Below are 17,870 nucleotides of genomic sequence, written 5' to 3' on the forward strand. Positions count from 1 at the left end.
CAGTGGCCGAAGCGCATTTCCAGCACCTGCAGCAGGCCGCCGACTGGTATGCGCGGCTCTATAACGAGACCGCCGACGAGGCACAGCAGGCCGCCTGGCGCCGCTGGCTGGCGGAGGACCCAGCGCACCTTCAGGCCTGGGGCGTGGTGGAGCGGGTCAGTGCACGCTTCACGCCGTTTCGCGAGGCGGGCCGCCAGGAACCTGCCTACAATGCCCTGCAGGCGCCGGGCAACACGCACATCGGCCGACGGCGCGTACTGCTCTCGATCGGCGTACTGGCGGCCGGCGGCCTGCTCGGCTGGCGTACGCTACGCGACACCCCACTGGCCGACCATCTCGTCGCGCTGACCGCCGAACACGCCACGTCCACCGGCGAGCGCCGCGACCTGACGCTGACCGATGGCAGCCGGGCCTGGCTGAACACCCTTTCCGCCCTCGATGTCGACTACGGCCAGGATCAGCGCCTGCTGCACCTGCGGGCCGGGGAGATACTGCTGGAGGCGAGCGGCGATCCGCGTGGCCCGGTACGGGTGACAACCCGTCACGGCGAAGTGGCCGGCGAGCGTGCCACCTTCGGCCTGTGTCACCAGAACGACGGCCTGTGCCTGAGCGTATTCGCCGGAACGGCCGAGGTGACCAGCACCAGCGGTGCCAAGGCGCGCGTGGAACAGGGCATGCAGTTGACCGTCTCCCCTACCGGCGAACTCGGCGCGCCGCAACAGGTGGAAGCCGCCCGCCGCTCTTGGACCCGGGGGGTCTACGTCGCCGAGGGTGTGTCGCTGAGCCGCTTCGTCGAGGAGCTTGGCCGCCATCGCCACGGCTACCTGGGCTGCAGCCCGGAAGTCGCCACGCTGCGCGTGGTCGGCAGCTTCCCGCTGGCAGATACCGAGCAAGCTCTGGACATGCTGCCACAGGTGCTGCCAGTGCGTATCCGCCGCATCATGCCCTGGTGGGTGATCATCGAGGCACAGGCCTGAGCAAAAAACTCCATCTGCCGGTTCCCTTTTTTCATGAGCTGTTCGGTGTAGGAAGCAAACCACGATGTTTTCCCTACGGAGACCGAGCATGCCCCCTTCTACGTCCCTCCCCCTGCGCCCACTGGCACTGGCTATCACCCTCGTCTACGGCGGGCTGTTGCACAGCTCGGCCGGCTTCGCGGATGCTCCACGCCAATACGCCATCGCCCCCGGCGCGTTGACCGTGCAATTGGCGCAGTTCGCCGAGCAGGCCGGCATCATACTGGTCGGCAATGCAGCCCTGACCGACGGGCGTGATGGGCAGGGCCTGAGCGGCGACTACGACACGGACGCTGGCCTGGCCGAGCTGCTGCGCGGCCATGGCCTAGCGGTGCGGCGCCAGGCCGACGGCAGCTACGTGCTGGAGGCACTGAGCGCGAGCGGGCTGGAGTTGAGCCCCATGCACATCGAAGCCAGCAACCGCAGCACCAGCTATCAGCCATCCACGACCACATCGATCCTGCGCAGCGACGCCTCCCCCCTGGAAGTCCCGCAAGTGGTCAACGTAGTACCGGCCCAGGTTCTGCGTGACCAAAGGCCACGCAACCTCGACGACGCTCTCGGCAACGTCAGCGGTATCACCCAGGGCAACACCCTGGCATCGACCCAAGACACCATCATGAAGCGTGGCTTCGGCGGCAATCGCGACGGCTCGATCATGCGCAACGGCATGCCGCTGGTACAGGGTCGTGGCTTCGGCGCGACGGCGGACAGCGTCGAGGTGCTCAAGGGGCCGGCATCGCTGCTCTACGGCATCATGGACCCGGGAGGCGTAATCAACGTGGTCAGCAAGCGTCCCGAGTTGCAGGCGTACAACGCCATCAGCGCACGCGCCTCGGGCTACGCCCATGGCCGGAACGGCGGTGGCGGCACGCTGGACAGCACCGGAGCCCTCGGCGACAACGGCCTGGCCTATCGCCTGGTACTCGATTACGAAGATGAAGACTACTGGCGCAACTTCGGCACGCGCCGTGAAAAGCTGGTTGCGCCATCCCTGGCCTGGTATGGCGAAACCACCCAGGTGGTGTTGTCCTATGAATACCGCGAGTACCTCACCCCGTTCGACCGGGGTACGGCGCTCGACCCACGCACCGACCGGCCACTGGACATTCCGCGCACCCGCCGCCTGGACGAGCCCTTCAACGAAATGGAAGGCCGCTCCGAGCTGACCCAGCTCACCCTCGACCATCAGTTCAACGACAACTGGAAAGGCCACTTCGGCTACAGCTGGAACCGCGAGACCTACGACGCCAACCAACTACGGATCAACGGCATTAACGCCGATACGGGCGCCGTCGCGCGCAGCAACGATGCGACCCATGGCGCGGTCAGCAGCGACAGCTATGCGATCGCCCGCCTGCAGGGCAGCTTCCGGCTGCTCGGACTGCAGAACGACCTCCTGCTCGGCATCGACGACGAGAAGCGCAAGATCTACCGCGAAGACCTGTTGCGCGAGGCAGTGACGGCGGGCTTCAACTATCTGAACCCGGTGTACGGCCTCCAACGCCCGTCGAGCACCGTCTCCGCCAGCGACAGCGACCAGACCGACAAGCTGCGCAACAACTCGGTCTTCGTGCAGGACGCTCTGTACCTGGGCGAACGCTGGATTCTGGTGGCCGGCGCACGCTTCCAGACCTACGACCAGATCGCTGGCCGCGGCCGCCCGTTCAGGGCCAACACCAACACCAGCGGGCAGGAACTCCTGCCACGACTCGGCCTGGTCTACCGCTGGAACGACGAACTGTCGTTCTACGGCAGCTACACCGAGTCGCTCAAACCGACGTCCAGCATCGCCCCGCTCAGCAGCGGCGTGGTCATCGATTCCAGCGTGCTGCCCGAGCAGGCCAAATCCTACGAGCTGGGCGCCAAGCTGGAGATTCCCGGCCGAATCACCGGCACCCTGGCTTTCTTCGACATCGACAAGAAGAACGTGCTGGTTTCCCAGTACAACACGGCGACCAACCTCACCGACTGGCATACGTCCGGCGCGGCGCGCTCGCGCGGCATCGAACTGGACGTCAGCGGTGAACTGAACGAACGCTGGAGCCTGATCGGCAGCCTTGCCCTGCTCGACGCCAAAACCACCGACGATCCGCTGTACCAGGGTAACCGCCTATGGAACGTGGCGCGGCGCACCGCGTCGCTGTCGGCGGTGTACGACGCCGGCCCGCTCCTCGGCGGCGACAGATTGCGCCTGGGCGGCGGCGCCCGCCATGTCGGCGAGCGCCCCGGGGACTCGGCCAACTCCTTCGAGTTGCCGTCCTACACCGTGGCCGATGCCTTTCTCAGCTACGACACCAAGATCGACGAGCACAATCTGCGCGTGCAACTCAACGTGAAGAACCTGTTCGACCGCACCTATTACACCTCCAGCGCCAATCGCTATTTCGTCTCGATGGGCGACAGCCGGCAGTTCATTCTCTCCACCACCCTGGAGTTCTGAAACCATGCGCACCCTGATCACACCATCACGACTGATCGGCGGGCTGCTGCTCGTGACCACTCTGGGCTCAGCCGCTGCCGATGCCCCAGCGCAGGAGCTGCTGTACAGCACCGAGGCGATCCACGTGCTCGCCGGCAGCGGACACAGCTGGGGCTTCGCCGCGCTCGATCCCACCCGCCCTTACCTGTTCCTCGCCCGAAGGGAGAACGGCCTCAGCGTGTTCGACATCGAACGCCAGGTGCTGGTGAAGCAGCTTGACGAAACGCAGGGCGCCAATGCGGTGGCCTTCGCACCGGAACTGAACCGGGCCTACGTGGCCAACATGGACGGCACGCTCGGCATTCTCCGTCTCGACGACATGACCCTGCTGAAGCGCCTGCCGGTGGACGCCGGCAACCTCAACAACCTGCTCTACGACAGCGAACGCAAGCGGGTGCTGATCACCAGCGGCCGGCGCGCAGAGAGCTCCACCCTGTACCTGTTCGACCCTGCCCAGGAACGCATCGTCGCCAGCCACGAATTGCCGGTCCGCAAGCTCGACGCGCCACTGCTGCTACGCAGCGGCGAATTAGTACTGCCACTACGCGACGAGGATCAGGTGGCCCTGCTATCCGGCGAGGCCCTGCAGCACCATCGCACCTGGCGCTTCGCGGCCTGCAGCAAACCCAGCGCCGTAGCGGCGGACGAACGCCACCAGCGTCTGTTCGTGGCCTGCCGTGGGGAAACACCGACGCTGCTGGTGGTCGACCTGGCCACTGGCAACGTACTCACCACTCTGCCAGTGGATCGAGCGGTGAATGTCATGGCCTTCGACGAAGACCTGGGCCGCCTGCTGATTCCCAGCGGCCCCGACGCCAGCCTGACGGTGGTCGAACGCGGCACCGATGGCCGTTACCGGGCACGGGGCAGTGTCGGTACCCGCCCCTGGGCACACAACATGGTCTACGATGCCGCTCGTGGCCGCGTCCACCTGTTCACCATGGACTTCACCCAGCCGGCACCGGATGAGGCCAATGCCAAGCCCGACCCTATCTTCCATGCCGATACCTTCAGCATCCTGACGCTCGCCTCCCCTGAAACACCGAACCGCTGAGCAGTGGCCCGAATCCACGCGGGCTGGAATTACATCCGTGAGCCAGGCCGGTCAACCGCACTGACCGACCTGGCCAAACCTCGGCTGCCTCACGTACTGGAATACGGCTCCGCTACCAACAAAAAATTAACCTGACGCCCAAGCTTAATGACTATAATTCGCTATTAGCTTGTGATTAGATCACCCGCGCATTTGCCCTCTCCGCCATCTAGTCCACGTTAGACATGATCGGCTCTTCGGAGCATTTGCCTACGGATTTAGCGCTGTTGTTCTGACCCATTCTACGAAGGAGAAGATAATGTCAAAAAGATTTCTGCCGACTCAGCTGGCTGCAGCGGCGCTTGCCGCCACAACGGCGATGGCTGCTCCACATGCACTGGCGGAAGAGGTGAACCTCTACACCACCCGTGAAGCCACGCTGATCCAGCCGCTGCTGGATGCGTTCACCAAGGAAAGCGGCATCCAGGTCAAGACGATCTTCATCGTGGAAGGCCTGCTGGAGCGGGTTCAGGCGGAAGGCCAGCGCTCTCCCGCCGACGTGCTGATGACGGTCGACATCGGCAACCTGCTGGATCTGGTCGACGGCGGCGTCACCCAGCCGCTGCAATCGCCAACCCTGGAACAGGTCATTCCGGCCAACCTTCGCGGCCAGGATGGGCAATGGTTCGCCCTGTCCCTGCGTGATCGCGTCCTGTATGCCGACAAGGATCTGCCGATCTCCAGCTTCACCTATGAAGAACTCGCCGATCCGAAGTGGAAAGGCAAGGTCTGCATCCGCTCGGGTCAGCATCCCTACAACACCGCCCTGATCGCGGCCAAGATCGCCCATGACGGCGCGGAGGCCACCCAGGCCTGGCTCGAAGGCGTCAAGCAGAACCTGGCGCGCACGGCCACAGGTGGCGACCGCAACGTCGCCCGCGACATCCTGGGCGGCATCTGCGATATCGGCATCGCTAACGCCTACTATGTCGGCCAGATGAAGAATGCGGCAGAGGGTTCCGAGGATCGCGCTTGGGGCAATGCCATCAAGGTAGTCCGCCCGACCTTCGCCAACAGCACCGACGGCGGCACGCACGTCAACATCACCGGAGCCTCCCTGGCGAAAAACGCGCCCAATCGCGACAACGCGGTCAAGTTCCTGGAGTACCTGGTCTCGCCAGCCGCCCAGGCGATCTATGCCAATGCGAACTACGAGTATCCGGTTCGCGACGGCGTCCAGGTCGACCCGGTCATGGCCGCACTGGGCCCGCTGAAGGTCGACACGCTCAACATCGCCGAAGTCGCCAAGTACCGCAAGCAGGCGAGTGAACTGGTGGACAAGGTCGGCTTCGATAACTGATGCCACCAATAAAGCCCCCGGCTGGATCGGCTTGCCGCGATCCAGCCGGGGGCTTTGGTCATTGCGAAGGCCCCGCTTCTGGCTGACGCACCCGCTCTCCAACTAGCCACGCTGATGACAGTCTACAATTTCCGCTTTTCCCGCGCCGTACGTGGCCTATGGGCACCAGCTGGCGCACTGCTCGTCGCTGCCACGGTCATTGCGCCGATCGCTGCGCTGATCTGGCACGCCTTCGGCGGCGACCTCACCCACTGGCAGCACCTGGCCAACAATGTCATCCCTACGGCCTTGCGCGACACGCTGATCCTGCTGGCCGGCGTCGGCGTGCTGGTGACCCTGCTGGGGGTCGGCAGCGCGTGGCTGGTAACCGCCTATGAATTTCCTGGGCGGGGCATACTCCACTGGGCGCTCCTGCTGCCCCTGGCCGTGCCCACCTACATCATGGCTTATTCCTATCTGGACATCCTGCACCCGATCGGCCCGGTGCAGTCGACTCTGCGCGACTGGCTGGGCTACAGCAGCCCCCGCGAGTTCAGGCTGCCGGACATACGCAACATGGCCGGCGCCATACTCGTGCTGGGTTTCGTGCTGTACCCGTACGTCTACCTCACCATGCGCGCCATGTTCCTCACGCAAGCGGCCAACCTGCTGGAAGCCGCGCGGACGCTTGGCGCCAGGCGGCCCGAGGTATTCCGCCGCATCGTCCTGCCCCTGGCCAGGCCAGCCTGGGCCATCGGCCTGAGCCTGGCCCTGCTGGAGGCCCTGAACGACATTGGCGCCTCCACCTTTCTCGGCGTGAAAACCCTGACGGTGACGGTATACACCTCCTGGACCGCACGTTCGGACCTGGCCGCGGCGGCCCAGATAGCGCTGACGATGCTGCTCATCATCGTCGGGCTGATCCTCATGGAACGCAGAGGCCGCGCGCGCCAACGCTTCTCCAACACCCAGCGCATGCAGCCGATGCGTCCCCGTGTATTGCATGGCCCCGCCGCTGCAACCGCGCTCCTGCTCGGATTTCTGCCGATTCTCATCGGCTTCGCGATACCGGCCACGTACCTGGTGATGGAGGCCTGGCAACGCCTGCACAAGATGGGCGGGGTGTCCGACAGCCTGATCAGCAGCCTGGTCAATACGGTACTGATCGCGTCATTGGCCACGGTGGTCACCCTGGCGGCCGGCCTGATGGTCGCCTGGGCCAGCCGCACCCTGCGCGAAAGCGCATGGCGCCAACCGGCGCGGACGTTCGCGCGGATCGGCAGCCTGGGCTATGCCGTGCCGGGCACCGTGCTGGCCATCGGCCTGCTGGCCCCGGTGATGCTCATCGAGGAACTCCTCGGCGGGCTGCTAGGAGGGCAGCGCCTGTTCCTGATGGGCTCCATCGGCCTGCTGGTCATTGCCTATACCATCCGCTTCCTCGCCATTCCGATCGGCGCGGTGGAGGCCGGGCTGACCCGCGTTCCGGCCTCCCTCGAACACGCCGCCCGCACCCTGGGCGAGCGCCCGGGGGGAACCCTGCGCCGCGTTCACCTACCACTCATACGCCCCGCCCTCGCTGCGAGCGCCCTGCTGGTATTCGTCGATGCGATGAAGGAGCTGCCGGCGACCCTGCTGCTGCGCCCGCTCAACTTCGACACCCTGTCCACCTGGCTGTACGCGGAGGCTTCGCGGGGCACCTACGAGGAAGGCGCGGTGGCTGCGGTGGCCATCGTACTCGCCGGCCTGCTCCCGGTGATCCTCCTTGCGCGTGCCAACCTATCCTATGGACGCTGACCCATGAGACCCTCTCAACTCCACACCCCACACCACAGCGCGAGCGACAATCACGCGTTCCTGGAGCTGTCCCACCTCCGGGTCGCCTACGACACCCCCAAGGGCGCCCTGGACGTGATTCATGACTTTTCCCTGACACTCGCAAGAGGCCAGGTCGGTTGCCTGCTGGGGCCGTCCGGTTGTGGCAAGTCGACCATTCTCAGGGCGATCGCCGGGTTCGAGCCGGTGCTGGCAGGCCGCCTGGCCCTCGACGACAAGACCCTGTCCTCGCCGACCCAGCATGTCGCACCCGAGGATCGGCGCATCGGCATGATGTTCCAGGACTATGCGCTGTTCCCGCACCTGACGATCAGCGAGAACGTGGGCTTCGGCGTCAGGGGCGTGTCCCGCAAACAGCGCGAGGAACGCGTGGCGGAAATGCTGGAAATCGTGCACCTGCCAGGGGTCGGCGGGCGCTACCCGCACGAGCTCTCCGGCGGCCAGCAGCAGCGCGTGGCCCTGGCTAGAGCGCTGGCGCCCTCCCCCGAGCTGCTCCTACTCGACGAGCCGTTCTCCAACCTCGATGTGAACACGCGCGAGCACCTCGCCAGCGAAGTGCGCGACATCATCAAGGCCACCAACCATACGGCGATCGTGGTCACCCACAATCAGGACGAAGCGTTCGCCATGGCCGACCAGATCGGCGTCATGCGCGACGGGCACCTGGAGCAATGGGCAAGCCCCGCCACGCTACGCGCCAAACCCGCATCGAGCTACGTGCATCGCTTCCTCAGCGGCGAGCTGGACCATGCACAGATCGTCTAACCAATTCCGGCACTAGGGCATGAACGCTTTTCTGATACGTCGCAATACGCTGAGCCATGAGGAACTGGGCGCGCTGCTGAACGCCGATCCCGCCAGCGCCGCAAACGCCATACTCTCCGCAGCCCGCACGGGCTCTACGCAGGCCCAAACGCTGCTGGGACAGATCCTGCTGAACGGCCAGGGCATCACCCAGGATCAAGAGCTGGCGAGGCAATGGTTCAAGATCGCCATTCAGAACAGCGATGACCCCGCAGCCCACAATATGCTGGGACGCTGCCTGGAGCATGGCTGGGGTGGCGAGCAGGATCACTCGGCCGCAGCGGCACACTACCGGCGAGCAATTGCAGCAGGACTCGACTGGGCCATGTACAACTACGCTGGGCTACTGGCCACCGGCCGAGGCGTTCCCAGGGACGACTGCCAGGCCTACGCCCTCTATCTGCGCGCAGCCGAAGCCGGACACGCCAAGTCCATGAACCTGGTTGGCCGCTACCACGAGGAAGGCATCACGGTGCCTCGCAATCCAGCACTCGCGCGGAAATGGTACAAGCGCTCGGCCGAGGCCGGGGACTTCCGAGGCCAGTTCAGCTATGCGGCCGTTCTGGCGGAAGACAGGCAGCTTGAACAAGCACAGCACTGGCTGCTGGAGGCCCTACGCACCGGCAACCTCAATTTCCTCCGTTTCGGTCGTGCAAGTCTATCCCTCGCGGATTCCACAGCAGTTCGCGCCATCGCCCTCGCCTACTACGCCCGAGCCGCTGAAATCGGGGACGAGACGGACAAGCAGGCACTGGAGGAACATATCGCCGGCCAGCCACAGCAAATCAACACCTGAGCGTGCCCCCCCTTTACAGCATGGTTACGAACCTGCCCGCCATACCGTAGTCACAGCCAGCGCCCCAGAAGCCTGGGGCTGGAGCGGCAGCGCGTGACCGCTTCATAGCCGCAAAGTGCAACCCAAATTCGTAAATGTTGTAAGTGTGCTTGATCTCAAAAGGCAACAAAAAAACAATTGCGCATCATTCTCATAAAACGAGCGATGCACACACATGAGTCTCAAGCACACCGCAGGACTACCCAACTCAATCTCAGCCCGTTCCGCCCTCGGTTTGGCAATCGCATCATGGTCTTCCCTGGGCCTGGCTGCGACTGCGGGCGAAGAGCCCAAGCAGCAGGAGTCGACGGTCGAGCTCGAAGCTCTCGACATCATCGGCACCCAGCATGACACCTACAAGGTCGATCATGCCTCTTCCACGAAATTTACCAGCCCTCTTCGGGAAACCCCCAAGTCGATCACGATCATCAATGAGGAACTGATCAAGGACCGCGGGGCCGCCTCTCTGACCGAGGTGCTGCGCACTGTTCCAGGGGTTACCCTCGGTGCCGGGGAAGGCGGAACGCCGCTCGGGGACAGGCCGTTCATTCGTGGCTTCGAGGCCAGCACCGATATTCATGTCGACGGTCTCCGCGACCTGGGCCGGGCAAGCCACGAAGCCTTCAACCTCGAAAGTGTCGAGATCGTCAAAGGTCCTGGCTCGGCTTATACCGGCCGTGGCTCGACAGGGGGCAGCATCAACCTGGTGACCAAGAAAGCCCAGGTGGACAGCTTCGTAGCCGGCAGCGTGACAATGGGAACCGACAGCCTTTGGCGAACCACGGTCGACACCAACCACTACCTCCAAGAACAGGACATCGCCTTCCGCCTGAACGCGATGAAGCATGAAGCCGACACCCCCGGCCGCGATGTGGCCGAGGTCAGCCGCTGGGGTATCGCCCCCACCATCACCTGGGGCCTGTCCGGCCCGACCCGGGTGACCGCCAGCTACTATCACCTGAAAAGCGATGACATCCCGGATCAGGGCCACCCTGTTTCCTTGATTACCATGAAGCCGGTCGATGTTGACCGCGAAAATTTCTATGGTCGAGCCAACCGCGATTTCCGCGAAACCTCCGCGGAAATCACCACCCTCGCCGTTGAGCACGATTTCAGCGATACCCTGACCCTGCGCAACACTCTGCGCCATGCCGATACCATGCAGGACTACATCATGGGTCGGCCGGTCTTTGCCAACGTCGCACAAGAGCAGAATGGCTTGGTGGGGAACGCCTTCCGCTCCCGCTACGTGGAAAACACCTCGTTGATCAACCAGACCGACCTGTTCGGCGAGTTTGAACTGGGTGGTATGAAGCACAGTTTTGCTAGCGGCCTGGAGCTGAGCCGGGAAACCATCGAGAACAAAAACAAATATACGGGCAACAACACCACCAACGACCTACAGAATCCCAATCCCCATGCTGATGATTGGACAGTCTCTCGGGGCGACGGCCAAACCGCGAGCAAGTTCCAGACCGATGTCGTCTCGGTCTACGCTTTCGATACCATCAGCCTGCATGAACAGTGGGATCTGAACCTGGGCCTGCGTTACGACGACTACGAGGTCAAGGATCGCGTCCCCAACGGGGCCAAGTCTTCCAGCAATCTCTGGAACTACCAGGCGGGTATTGTCTTCAAACCGCTCCCCTACGGCAGCATTTACCTGTCCTACGGCACATCGTCCAATCCCTCGGGCGAAAATACCCAGTCGGGCGGAGCCGATGGGGCGGGAGCGGGCAACTTGCTCAACGGCAAGGATGGCCTCGATCCGGAGAAGAGCCGCAGCCTGGAACTGGGTACCAAGTGGGATCTGCTCAACCAGCAGCTGTCGCTGACAGCGGCGGTATTCCGTACCGAGAAGACCAATGCGCGGGTTACCGACCCCGTTACGGGTGACATCGTTCTGGACGGCGACCAGAAGGTTACTGGTATCGAACTGGGCGCCACTGGCAGGCTTACCGACGCCTGGTCCGTATGGGGCGGTTACACCTACCTGGATGCCGAGGTGGTCAAGGCTGGCGGCAATGGTGCCAACGATGGCAACCAGGCCAAGTTCATCGCCCCGCACAGCTTCAGTCTGTGGACCACCTATGCCCTCACTGATCGCTGGACGGTTGGCGCTGGTGCGAACTATATGGACGAGCGTTATATGAACGACGCCAACACCATCACCGTGGACGACTACTGGCGCTACGATGCCATGGTTGGCTACAAGGTGAACGAGAACCTCGATCTGCAACTGAACGTACTCAACCTGACCGACGAGACCATCTACGATGCCTCCCATGTCGGTTTGTTCGCCGTCGTTGCTCCTGGCCGCTCCGCCGAGCTGACAGCGAACTTCAGGTTCTAAGCCAGGCTCTCATCCATGTGGCAAAGCGGGGCTTTTCTATTCGGGATCTTCCGTATAGAACAAGCCCCGCTCTGCGTAAGCAAACATGCTTGCGTAGGATTCTGCCCGCAGACGTATAATTTCCCACGACTTATAGCACCTAATTTCTAGACAGCGTGGCCCTCCATGTCGCTATCCGGTATTCAGCATCTACTGATCATCGAGCATGACCCAACTCTTGGACAGTACCTTTACACACATCTAAATCAGCAGGGCTTTGAAGCCACGTGGTGCCAAACAGGAAAAGATGGCGAGAACATGGCATTGCATTTCGAGTTCGATCTTATCCTGCTGAATACGCGGATGCCTGACCGAGACAGCCTGGACATACTGAAAGAGGTTCACAGCAAAAAGTTCACTCCCACTATTCTGCTGTCCGCCAAATATGAAGAGCAAGAGTGCCTGGCCGGCTTCACATATGGTGCCGACGACTACGTGCTGAAACCGTTCAACATGCCCATCTTGTGCGCCAGGATAAATGCCTTGTTGAAGCGCGTACAAATTGAACGCTTTTCGTGCCAGAACAAACGCCTTGAAGACACTGACAGCCCGTTCTATTTCGACGCAAAGCGATCCGATGTACGTTACGAGCAGAACTGGCTAGAACTAACGAGCACTGAATTTCGCTTATTGCGCAGTTTCTGGTACCACCGGGAGTCTGTACTGAGCAAGACCATTCTGTACCAGCAGGTTTTGAACAGGACGTTAAGCCCTACTGATCGCGTATTGGATATGCACGTCAGCAACATCCGGCGCAAAATGCAGAAAGCCAACTGCACAGACTACAATCTTCTTACGGCATTTCGCCAAGGCTATGTACTGAGGAAAGCACCTCACTAGCCACCTACCCTGGTGGCTGCCATGATAATGGCTGTCCCTCTCTTGTCCATGCCAGTACCCCACCCCTTATCTTTAAACCTTGTGTGCGTTCCTAACCTATTTAGCTTTCAAATCGCAGCCAATATTTTCGCAAACCACACAGGAGCGCCAGAACATGCTATTGCACATACCCGGTATTTTCTCGCAAGAAGAAGCAAGCAGCATCCGTCAAACACTAGAACAAGCCGATTGGGCAGACGGGAAAGCAACGGCGGGCTATCAATCTGCCCTGGCCAAGCATAACCTGCAGCTGCCACAAGATTCCGAGCTGGCCAACTCCATCAGCAGCCTGATGCTGCCGCGCATCTGGAAAAATCCTCTTTTCTACTCAGCTGCATTGCCTAGCAAGGTTTTCCCGCCGCTCTATAACTGCTACACCGGCGGCGGAAACTTTGGCTACCATATCGATAACGCTATACGCCCTATTCGCAACAGCCCGGAACAAGTAAGAACCGATCTATCTGCAACCGTCTTCTTTAGTGATCCAGCCAGCTATGACGGCGGAGAATTGGTAATCCAGGATACCTATGGTGAGCAGCGCATCAAGTTGGCAGCCGGCGACATGGTGCTGTACCCAGGCACCAGCCTTCACAAGGTTCTTCCGGTTACAAAGGGGGCTCGCATCGCTTCTTTCTTCTGGATACAAAGCATGGTTCGTGAGGACAGCCAACGTACTATGCTGTTCGAGATGGATCAGGCCATCCAGATGCTTACCCTCGATCACCCCGATCATCCTTCACTATTGCGCCTCACTGGCACTTACCACAACCTGCTACGCCGATGGGCAATAACCTGACCGAGCGTTGCCGGTGCAGAGGCCTCCCGAGGTAGAGAGGGGACAGGGCGCGCGCCACTGCTAGACTCCCACGCACGCAGGTTCGAGGCCTCATGATGAGAACCGTTGAGCCCCCCCCTGCCTCGCCAGGTACCGCACCGGCCCCCACTGGCTGGAGAGCGATCCCGAGCGGGATCTGGGCCTTAGGGTTCGTCTCGATGCTAATGGACATTTCCTCCGAAATGATCCACGCGCTGCTACCTATCTACATGGTGACAGTGCTGGGTGCGTCGGTTCTGAGCGTAGGCATCATCGAAGGTATCGCTCAGGCCACCGCCTCGATTGCCAAGGTCTTCTCGGGAGCCCTTAGCGACCGACTGGGCAAGCGCAAACTGCTGACCGCCTTGGGCTACGGCCTGGCGGCCCTCACCAAGCCAATCTTCCCGCTGGCCTCCACGCTGGACTGGTTGGTCGGAGCACGCTTCGTCGACCGCATAGGCAAAGGTATCCGCAGCGCACCACGCGATGCACTGATCGCCGATATCACCCCTGCCCCGCTGCGCGGCGCCGCCTTCGGCCTGCGCCAAGCTCTGGACACCGCCGGCGCCTTCCTCGGGCCGCTTCTGGCCATCGGTCTGATGTGGCTGACAGCCAGCCACTTCCAGACGGTGTTCTGGATCGCGGTCATACCAGCCTTCCTGTCCATTGGCGTGCTGTTGCTGTTCGTTCAGGAGCCTAACCGTCCAGACAGTACTCCCCGGACGAGGACGCCATTAAGCCGCCGAGAGTTGGCACGCTTGAGTAGTACCTACTGGTGGATAATCGGGATTGGCTCCATCTTCACCCTGGCCCGTTTCAGCGAAGCCTTCCTGATCCTGCGCGCGCAATCGATCGGACTGGCACCGATGTGGGCTCCCGCCGTACTGGTGGTCATGGCTCTGGCCTTCTCGTTTTCGGCTTATCCCGCAGGGGCCTTATCCGATCGAGTCAGCCGAGTGACGGTTCTCAGTGTGGGCCTTGCCCTGCTGTTGGCGGCAGATCTGACGCTGGCCTTCGTGCCAGGACTGGAGGGCCTGATAGTCGGCGTCGTGTTGTGGGGACTACACATGGGGTTTACCCAGGGGCTATTCGCTGCCCTGATCGCCGACAACGCACCAGCCGAGCTGCGCGGCACAGCCTTCGGTATGTTCCATCTGCTGACTGGATTGGCCCTGCTTTTGGCCAGCATCGTCGCCGGCGCGCTGTGGGATCTGGTCGGCTACCAAGGCACGTTCCTGACCGGAGCGATTTTCGCAGCAGCGACGCTGCTTGGATTGCTACTCCTGCACCAACGCCTGCATCAAGGTTGACGTACTGCTGGTGGCACAGCGTTGCGCGGCGGACACAAAATATCTGGGGCAAAGCAATATCGACCACGCTCCTGCAATACCAGCAATCCCTTCTGTTTCAGGCGGCTCAGCACTTGGCGCACACTGCGCACGTCCAGTGGCTCGCCGGCTACAGCCAATTTCTGGTGTAAGTCCTTGACGGAGACACCGTCCTTCCCGGCGCTATAGAGCACCGCTGCCACCTTCTGACGCGTCAGGGTGGTACGAAGCCCGGCGGCATGCAAAAGCTCACGCATAAGCCGGGGGTCAGGCTCGACGCTGCTTGCAGTCGGCTCGGGCTCAGGAACCCGCTGAGCTGAAATTAACATGTCAATTTTCCTTGTTGGTATATGCGCCCGGGCATCCCTACCCACCTGCCCCTGCCAAGAAATAAAAGCCTACTAAATAGAGACGTATGAGCGCAGAAAAAATACAGTCAAAACGTGTAGAAAATCATTTCCATAAAGAACGGCGAGCCCTGGAGCAAGGGCTTCGGCCATACCGAGAGAAGTTGTATTTAGGTACAGGACGTACGGCCTGGATGTGGCCATCCAGCAGGAAGGAGCTCTCCCCCTGTTGAACAGGGAGAGAGCGGAGGGGATCAGAAGTTCAGGCGGATACCGAGAGCGTAGCTGCGCGGCGCATTGCCACGCGCACCATCGGCACCACGGTGGGTGATTTCCTGCTCATCGAACAGGTTGTCGACCCGAGCATACACCTCGGTCTCTTCCGACAGCGGATAAGACGCCACCAGATTCACCGTCATCAGGCTGTCGGTCTTGAGGAAGCGGTCATCCACCCCGCTACGCCCGGCCCTGTTGTGGGTGTAGGAACTGTCCGCGTAGTTCAGGGCAGCATAGGCGCGCCAGCCACGATCGGCTTCGACGCCAACCTGCAGCGAACCGATGTGCTTCGGCGTGTACTCGATGACGTCGCCCTTGAGCACCGCACCATTATCGGAAGCGCGAGTGTACTCGCCATCCGTGTAGGTGTAGGCCAAGCGCAGCGGAACGGTGATGCCACCACCACTGTACAGATCGGCGAACATCCCGACCTCAAGGCCATAGACTTCCTTCTCGCCGTCCTGCTGGGAGCCGTCCACCGAGCCGTCCGGGCAGGGGTTGGCGACCATGCAGGGACGAGTGGCGTTCTGGTAATCGGTGAGGAAGGCGATCGCATCCAGGCCGAAGCTACCGTTGCGATAGCGCACACCGCCTTCATAGTTGATGCTTTCCTCGCCCTTGGTACCATCCGCAACGCCGTTGCCGGGCGGAGCAAAACCTTCATGCACACCCGCCAGCAGGGTCCACTGGTCGTTCAGAGCGTAGTTGGCACCGAGGCCCACGGTGGTCTTGCTCAGGCTGTTGGTATTCCGCGCAGCATGCTGGGCCGGGGTCGCGTTGTGAGCAATGTTGGCCTTGGTCTCGATATCTTCGTAGCGGACGATCGGCAGCAGGCTCCACTTGCCGAAGGTGATGCGATCACCGATCCAGGCGGACCAAGCCTCGGCCTCACCCTCTTGCCGCGGCGCCAGTCCGGTGGACTGGTGAACCAGGCTGCCATTGACCTGCTGATAGATGCTGTTGGAACGCCCCTGACCGCGTTCTTGGTGGTGTCCTCGTGCCAACGCACGCCGGTGATGAGCTCATGCTGCAGGGCACCGGTCTCGAACCAGTGTTGCAGTTCCATCTTCACGCCTTTGGCTACGAATGCCTGATCATTATGGCCGTAGCGCACGCCGTTGGCGTGGGTGGTATCGGCCGTACCGTCGAGAATGCCCTGGATGAGGTCGGCACCTGCACCACCATTGTTGACGATGTCGGTGACACCGCCGAGATTGATGCCGTTGATCTGGTTCAGCCGGTTGTAGTAGCGGTAGGTATCGCTCCAGTAACCTGTGGTGGTGAGGAAAGTGTTGTCGCTGAAGCCGAACACATGCTGCACGCTGGCGGCCTTGCGGCCACGATCCATCCGCTCAAGCTCGCTCAAACCATAGCGGCGGTTAGGATCGCGCTTGAAGTCGGCATCGGTCAGGCCCAGGTAGCTGACGTCGGCAGTCTCCACACCGTACTGCAGCTTGACGTCCACATGCTGGTAATAGGCTGCGTCCGGGGCGCTGGTCCAGCGCACCTTGCCCATGTACTCCTCGATATCGTGTCCGGCAGTGTGTTTGGAACGATCGATGTCGTGAAAGCCATCACCCTTGCTCTGGTAGGTTTCCACCAGGAAGCCCCACTGGCCCTCGGTCGCACCGTAGTTGGCATGCAACTTGAGGGTGCCGAAGGAACCGTACTCCGCATTCAGCTTGCCACCAGCGGTTTCGGGAATCGGCGTGGAGATCAGGTTGACCACACCAGAGGTCGTGTGCGGGCCATGCAACAGGATCTCCGGCCCCTTCAGCACCTCGATGCTGTGCATACGACCGACGTTGGGGAAGTAATAGGCCGAGGGTTGGCATAGGGCGACATGGCGGCGGGGATGCCATCTTCCAGCACCGAAATTCGGTCGCTGCGACCAGCAGAGGAGGCGCGGATACTGATGCGCGGGAACACGCCCTGCCCGGTCTCTTCGCGGGTGTAGACCCCTGGAACGCTACGCAGGATGTCGTTGATGTTGGTGGAGGAGAACTTTTCCAGCTCCCGCTCGGTCAACACGTAGGCTGAGCCGGTGGAGCTCTGCGGGTCCTCCGGGTTACCGATCACGCTAACCGTGTCCAGCTGCAGCTGTTTGGTTTGAGAGGGGACGTCGCTTTCGGCGAACGCCGGAGGGGCCATGGCGATCAACAGTGCTGCAGCCAGCGGCGTGAGACGTGCTGCGGGGGCAAGATCAGAAGTGACAGTGCTTCTCATATGCTCTCCTTTGGTCATGATTTTGGTTGGCATTATTATCTTCAAGCGCCGTCATGATGCGTTCACATCTGCGGCGGCGTGGAAGCTAACACGCAGCAATATCAATTAGGAATGATTATCAAAGTGATAGGAAATATCTTTGCAACAATATGTGACGACACCACCGAGCGAGTCAGCTATCCAAGGGAGGTGAGCCGCAAGGAGGCCGATGCAGGAGGCTCTATTTCGGACATCCCAGGCTGAATTCAGGCTTGCCACAGGTCACT

Annotated in this window: 14 protein-coding genes; 11 read left to right on the top strand and 3 right to left on the bottom strand. The window is 61.7% G+C overall.

The window, feature by feature from the left end; all coding sequences use genetic code 11:
- Nucleotides 1-2 precede the first annotated feature (2 nt).
- The 11 genes from L1F06_RS13230 (at nt 3) to L1F06_RS13280 (ending at nt 14,737) form a co-directional block, all read left to right on the top strand.
- Nucleotides 3-977, top strand: a complete 975-nt coding sequence (locus L1F06_RS13230; protein ID WP_083237865.1) for a FecR domain-containing protein — start codon at nt 3-5, stop codon at nt 975-977.
- A gap of 88 nt (nt 978-1,065) precedes the next feature.
- Entirely contained in the window at nt 1,066-3,459 is a 2,394-nt protein-coding gene (locus tag L1F06_RS13235; protein WP_083237864.1) for a TonB-dependent siderophore receptor, read from the top strand.
- 4 nt (nt 3,460-3,463) lie between these two features.
- A complete protein-coding gene (locus L1F06_RS13240; protein ID WP_065985173.1) occupies nt 3,464-4,552 on the top strand; it encodes a YncE family protein in 1,089 nt (362 codons plus the stop codon).
- A gap of 298 nt (nt 4,553-4,850) precedes the next feature.
- The gene (locus tag L1F06_RS13245; RefSeq protein WP_065985172.1) at nt 4,851-5,891 is read left to right on the top strand and encodes a Fe(3+) ABC transporter substrate-binding protein; all 1,041 of its coding nucleotides are present in this window, start codon (nt 4,851-4,853) and stop codon (nt 5,889-5,891) included.
- Between the two features lie 114 nt (nt 5,892-6,005).
- Complete coding sequence (locus tag L1F06_RS13250; RefSeq protein ID WP_065985171.1) at nt 6,006-7,664, top strand: ABC transporter permease; 1,659 nt, start codon at nt 6,006-6,008, stop codon at nt 7,662-7,664.
- A gap of 3 nt (nt 7,665-7,667) precedes the next feature.
- Entirely contained in the window at nt 7,668-8,468 is an 801-nt protein-coding gene (locus tag L1F06_RS13255) for an ABC transporter ATP-binding protein (protein WP_065985170.1), read from the top strand.
- A 19-nt stretch (nt 8,469-8,487) separates the two neighbouring features.
- Nucleotides 8,488-9,303, top strand: coding sequence for a tetratricopeptide repeat protein (locus L1F06_RS13260; RefSeq protein ID WP_065985169.1), 816 nt, complete (start codon nt 8,488-8,490; stop codon nt 9,301-9,303).
- Nucleotides 9,304-9,517: 214 nt separating this feature from the next.
- Nucleotides 9,518-11,695 carry a TonB-dependent receptor gene (locus L1F06_RS13265; RefSeq protein ID WP_065985168.1) on the top strand — a complete coding sequence of 726 codons (2,178 nt, stop codon included), beginning with the start codon at nt 9,518-9,520 and terminating at the stop codon, nt 11,693-11,695.
- Between the two features lie 165 nt (nt 11,696-11,860).
- The gene (locus L1F06_RS13270) at nt 11,861-12,574 is read left to right on the top strand and encodes a response regulator transcription factor (RefSeq protein WP_065985167.1); all 714 of its coding nucleotides are present in this window, start codon (nt 11,861-11,863) and stop codon (nt 12,572-12,574) included.
- Between the two features lie 154 nt (nt 12,575-12,728).
- Nucleotides 12,729-13,409, top strand: a complete 681-nt coding sequence (locus L1F06_RS13275; RefSeq protein WP_065985166.1) for a Fe2+-dependent dioxygenase — start codon at nt 12,729-12,731, stop codon at nt 13,407-13,409.
- Nucleotides 13,410-13,606: 197 nt separating this feature from the next.
- Nucleotides 13,607-14,737 carry an MFS transporter gene (locus L1F06_RS13280; protein WP_435301305.1) on the top strand — a complete coding sequence of 377 codons (1,131 nt, stop codon included), beginning with the start codon at nt 13,607-13,609 and terminating at the stop codon, nt 14,735-14,737.
- On the opposite strand, the gene L1F06_RS13285 is transcribed toward L1F06_RS13280, so the two are convergent.
- The 3 genes from L1F06_RS13285 to L1F06_RS13295 all read right to left on the bottom strand — a co-directional run bounded on the left by L1F06_RS13285 (nt 14,728) and on the right by L1F06_RS13295 (nt 17,637).
- Nucleotides 14,728-15,084 (bottom strand): hypothetical protein, encoded by a 357-nt coding sequence (locus L1F06_RS13285; protein WP_065985165.1) that lies wholly within the window; start codon nt 15,082-15,084, stop codon nt 14,728-14,730. The two genes, L1F06_RS13280 and L1F06_RS13285, sit on opposite strands and share 10 nt — an antisense overlap.
- A gap of 272 nt (nt 15,085-15,356) precedes the next feature.
- The gene (locus L1F06_RS13290) at nt 15,357-16,382 is read right to left on the bottom strand and encodes a TonB-dependent receptor domain-containing protein (RefSeq protein ID WP_083237863.1); all 1,026 of its coding nucleotides are present in this window, start codon (nt 16,380-16,382) and stop codon (nt 15,357-15,359) included.
- Nucleotides 16,383-17,151: 769 nt separating this feature from the next.
- Nucleotides 17,152-17,637 (bottom strand): TonB-dependent receptor plug domain-containing protein, encoded by a 486-nt coding sequence (locus L1F06_RS13295; RefSeq protein WP_083237861.1) that lies wholly within the window; start codon nt 17,635-17,637, stop codon nt 17,152-17,154.
- Nucleotides 17,638-17,870: the final 233 nt, after the last annotated feature.

The organism is Pseudomonas hydrolytica (assembly GCF_021495345.1).
Lineage (GTDB): Bacteria > Pseudomonadota > Gammaproteobacteria > Pseudomonadales > Pseudomonadaceae > Aquipseudomonas > Aquipseudomonas hydrolytica.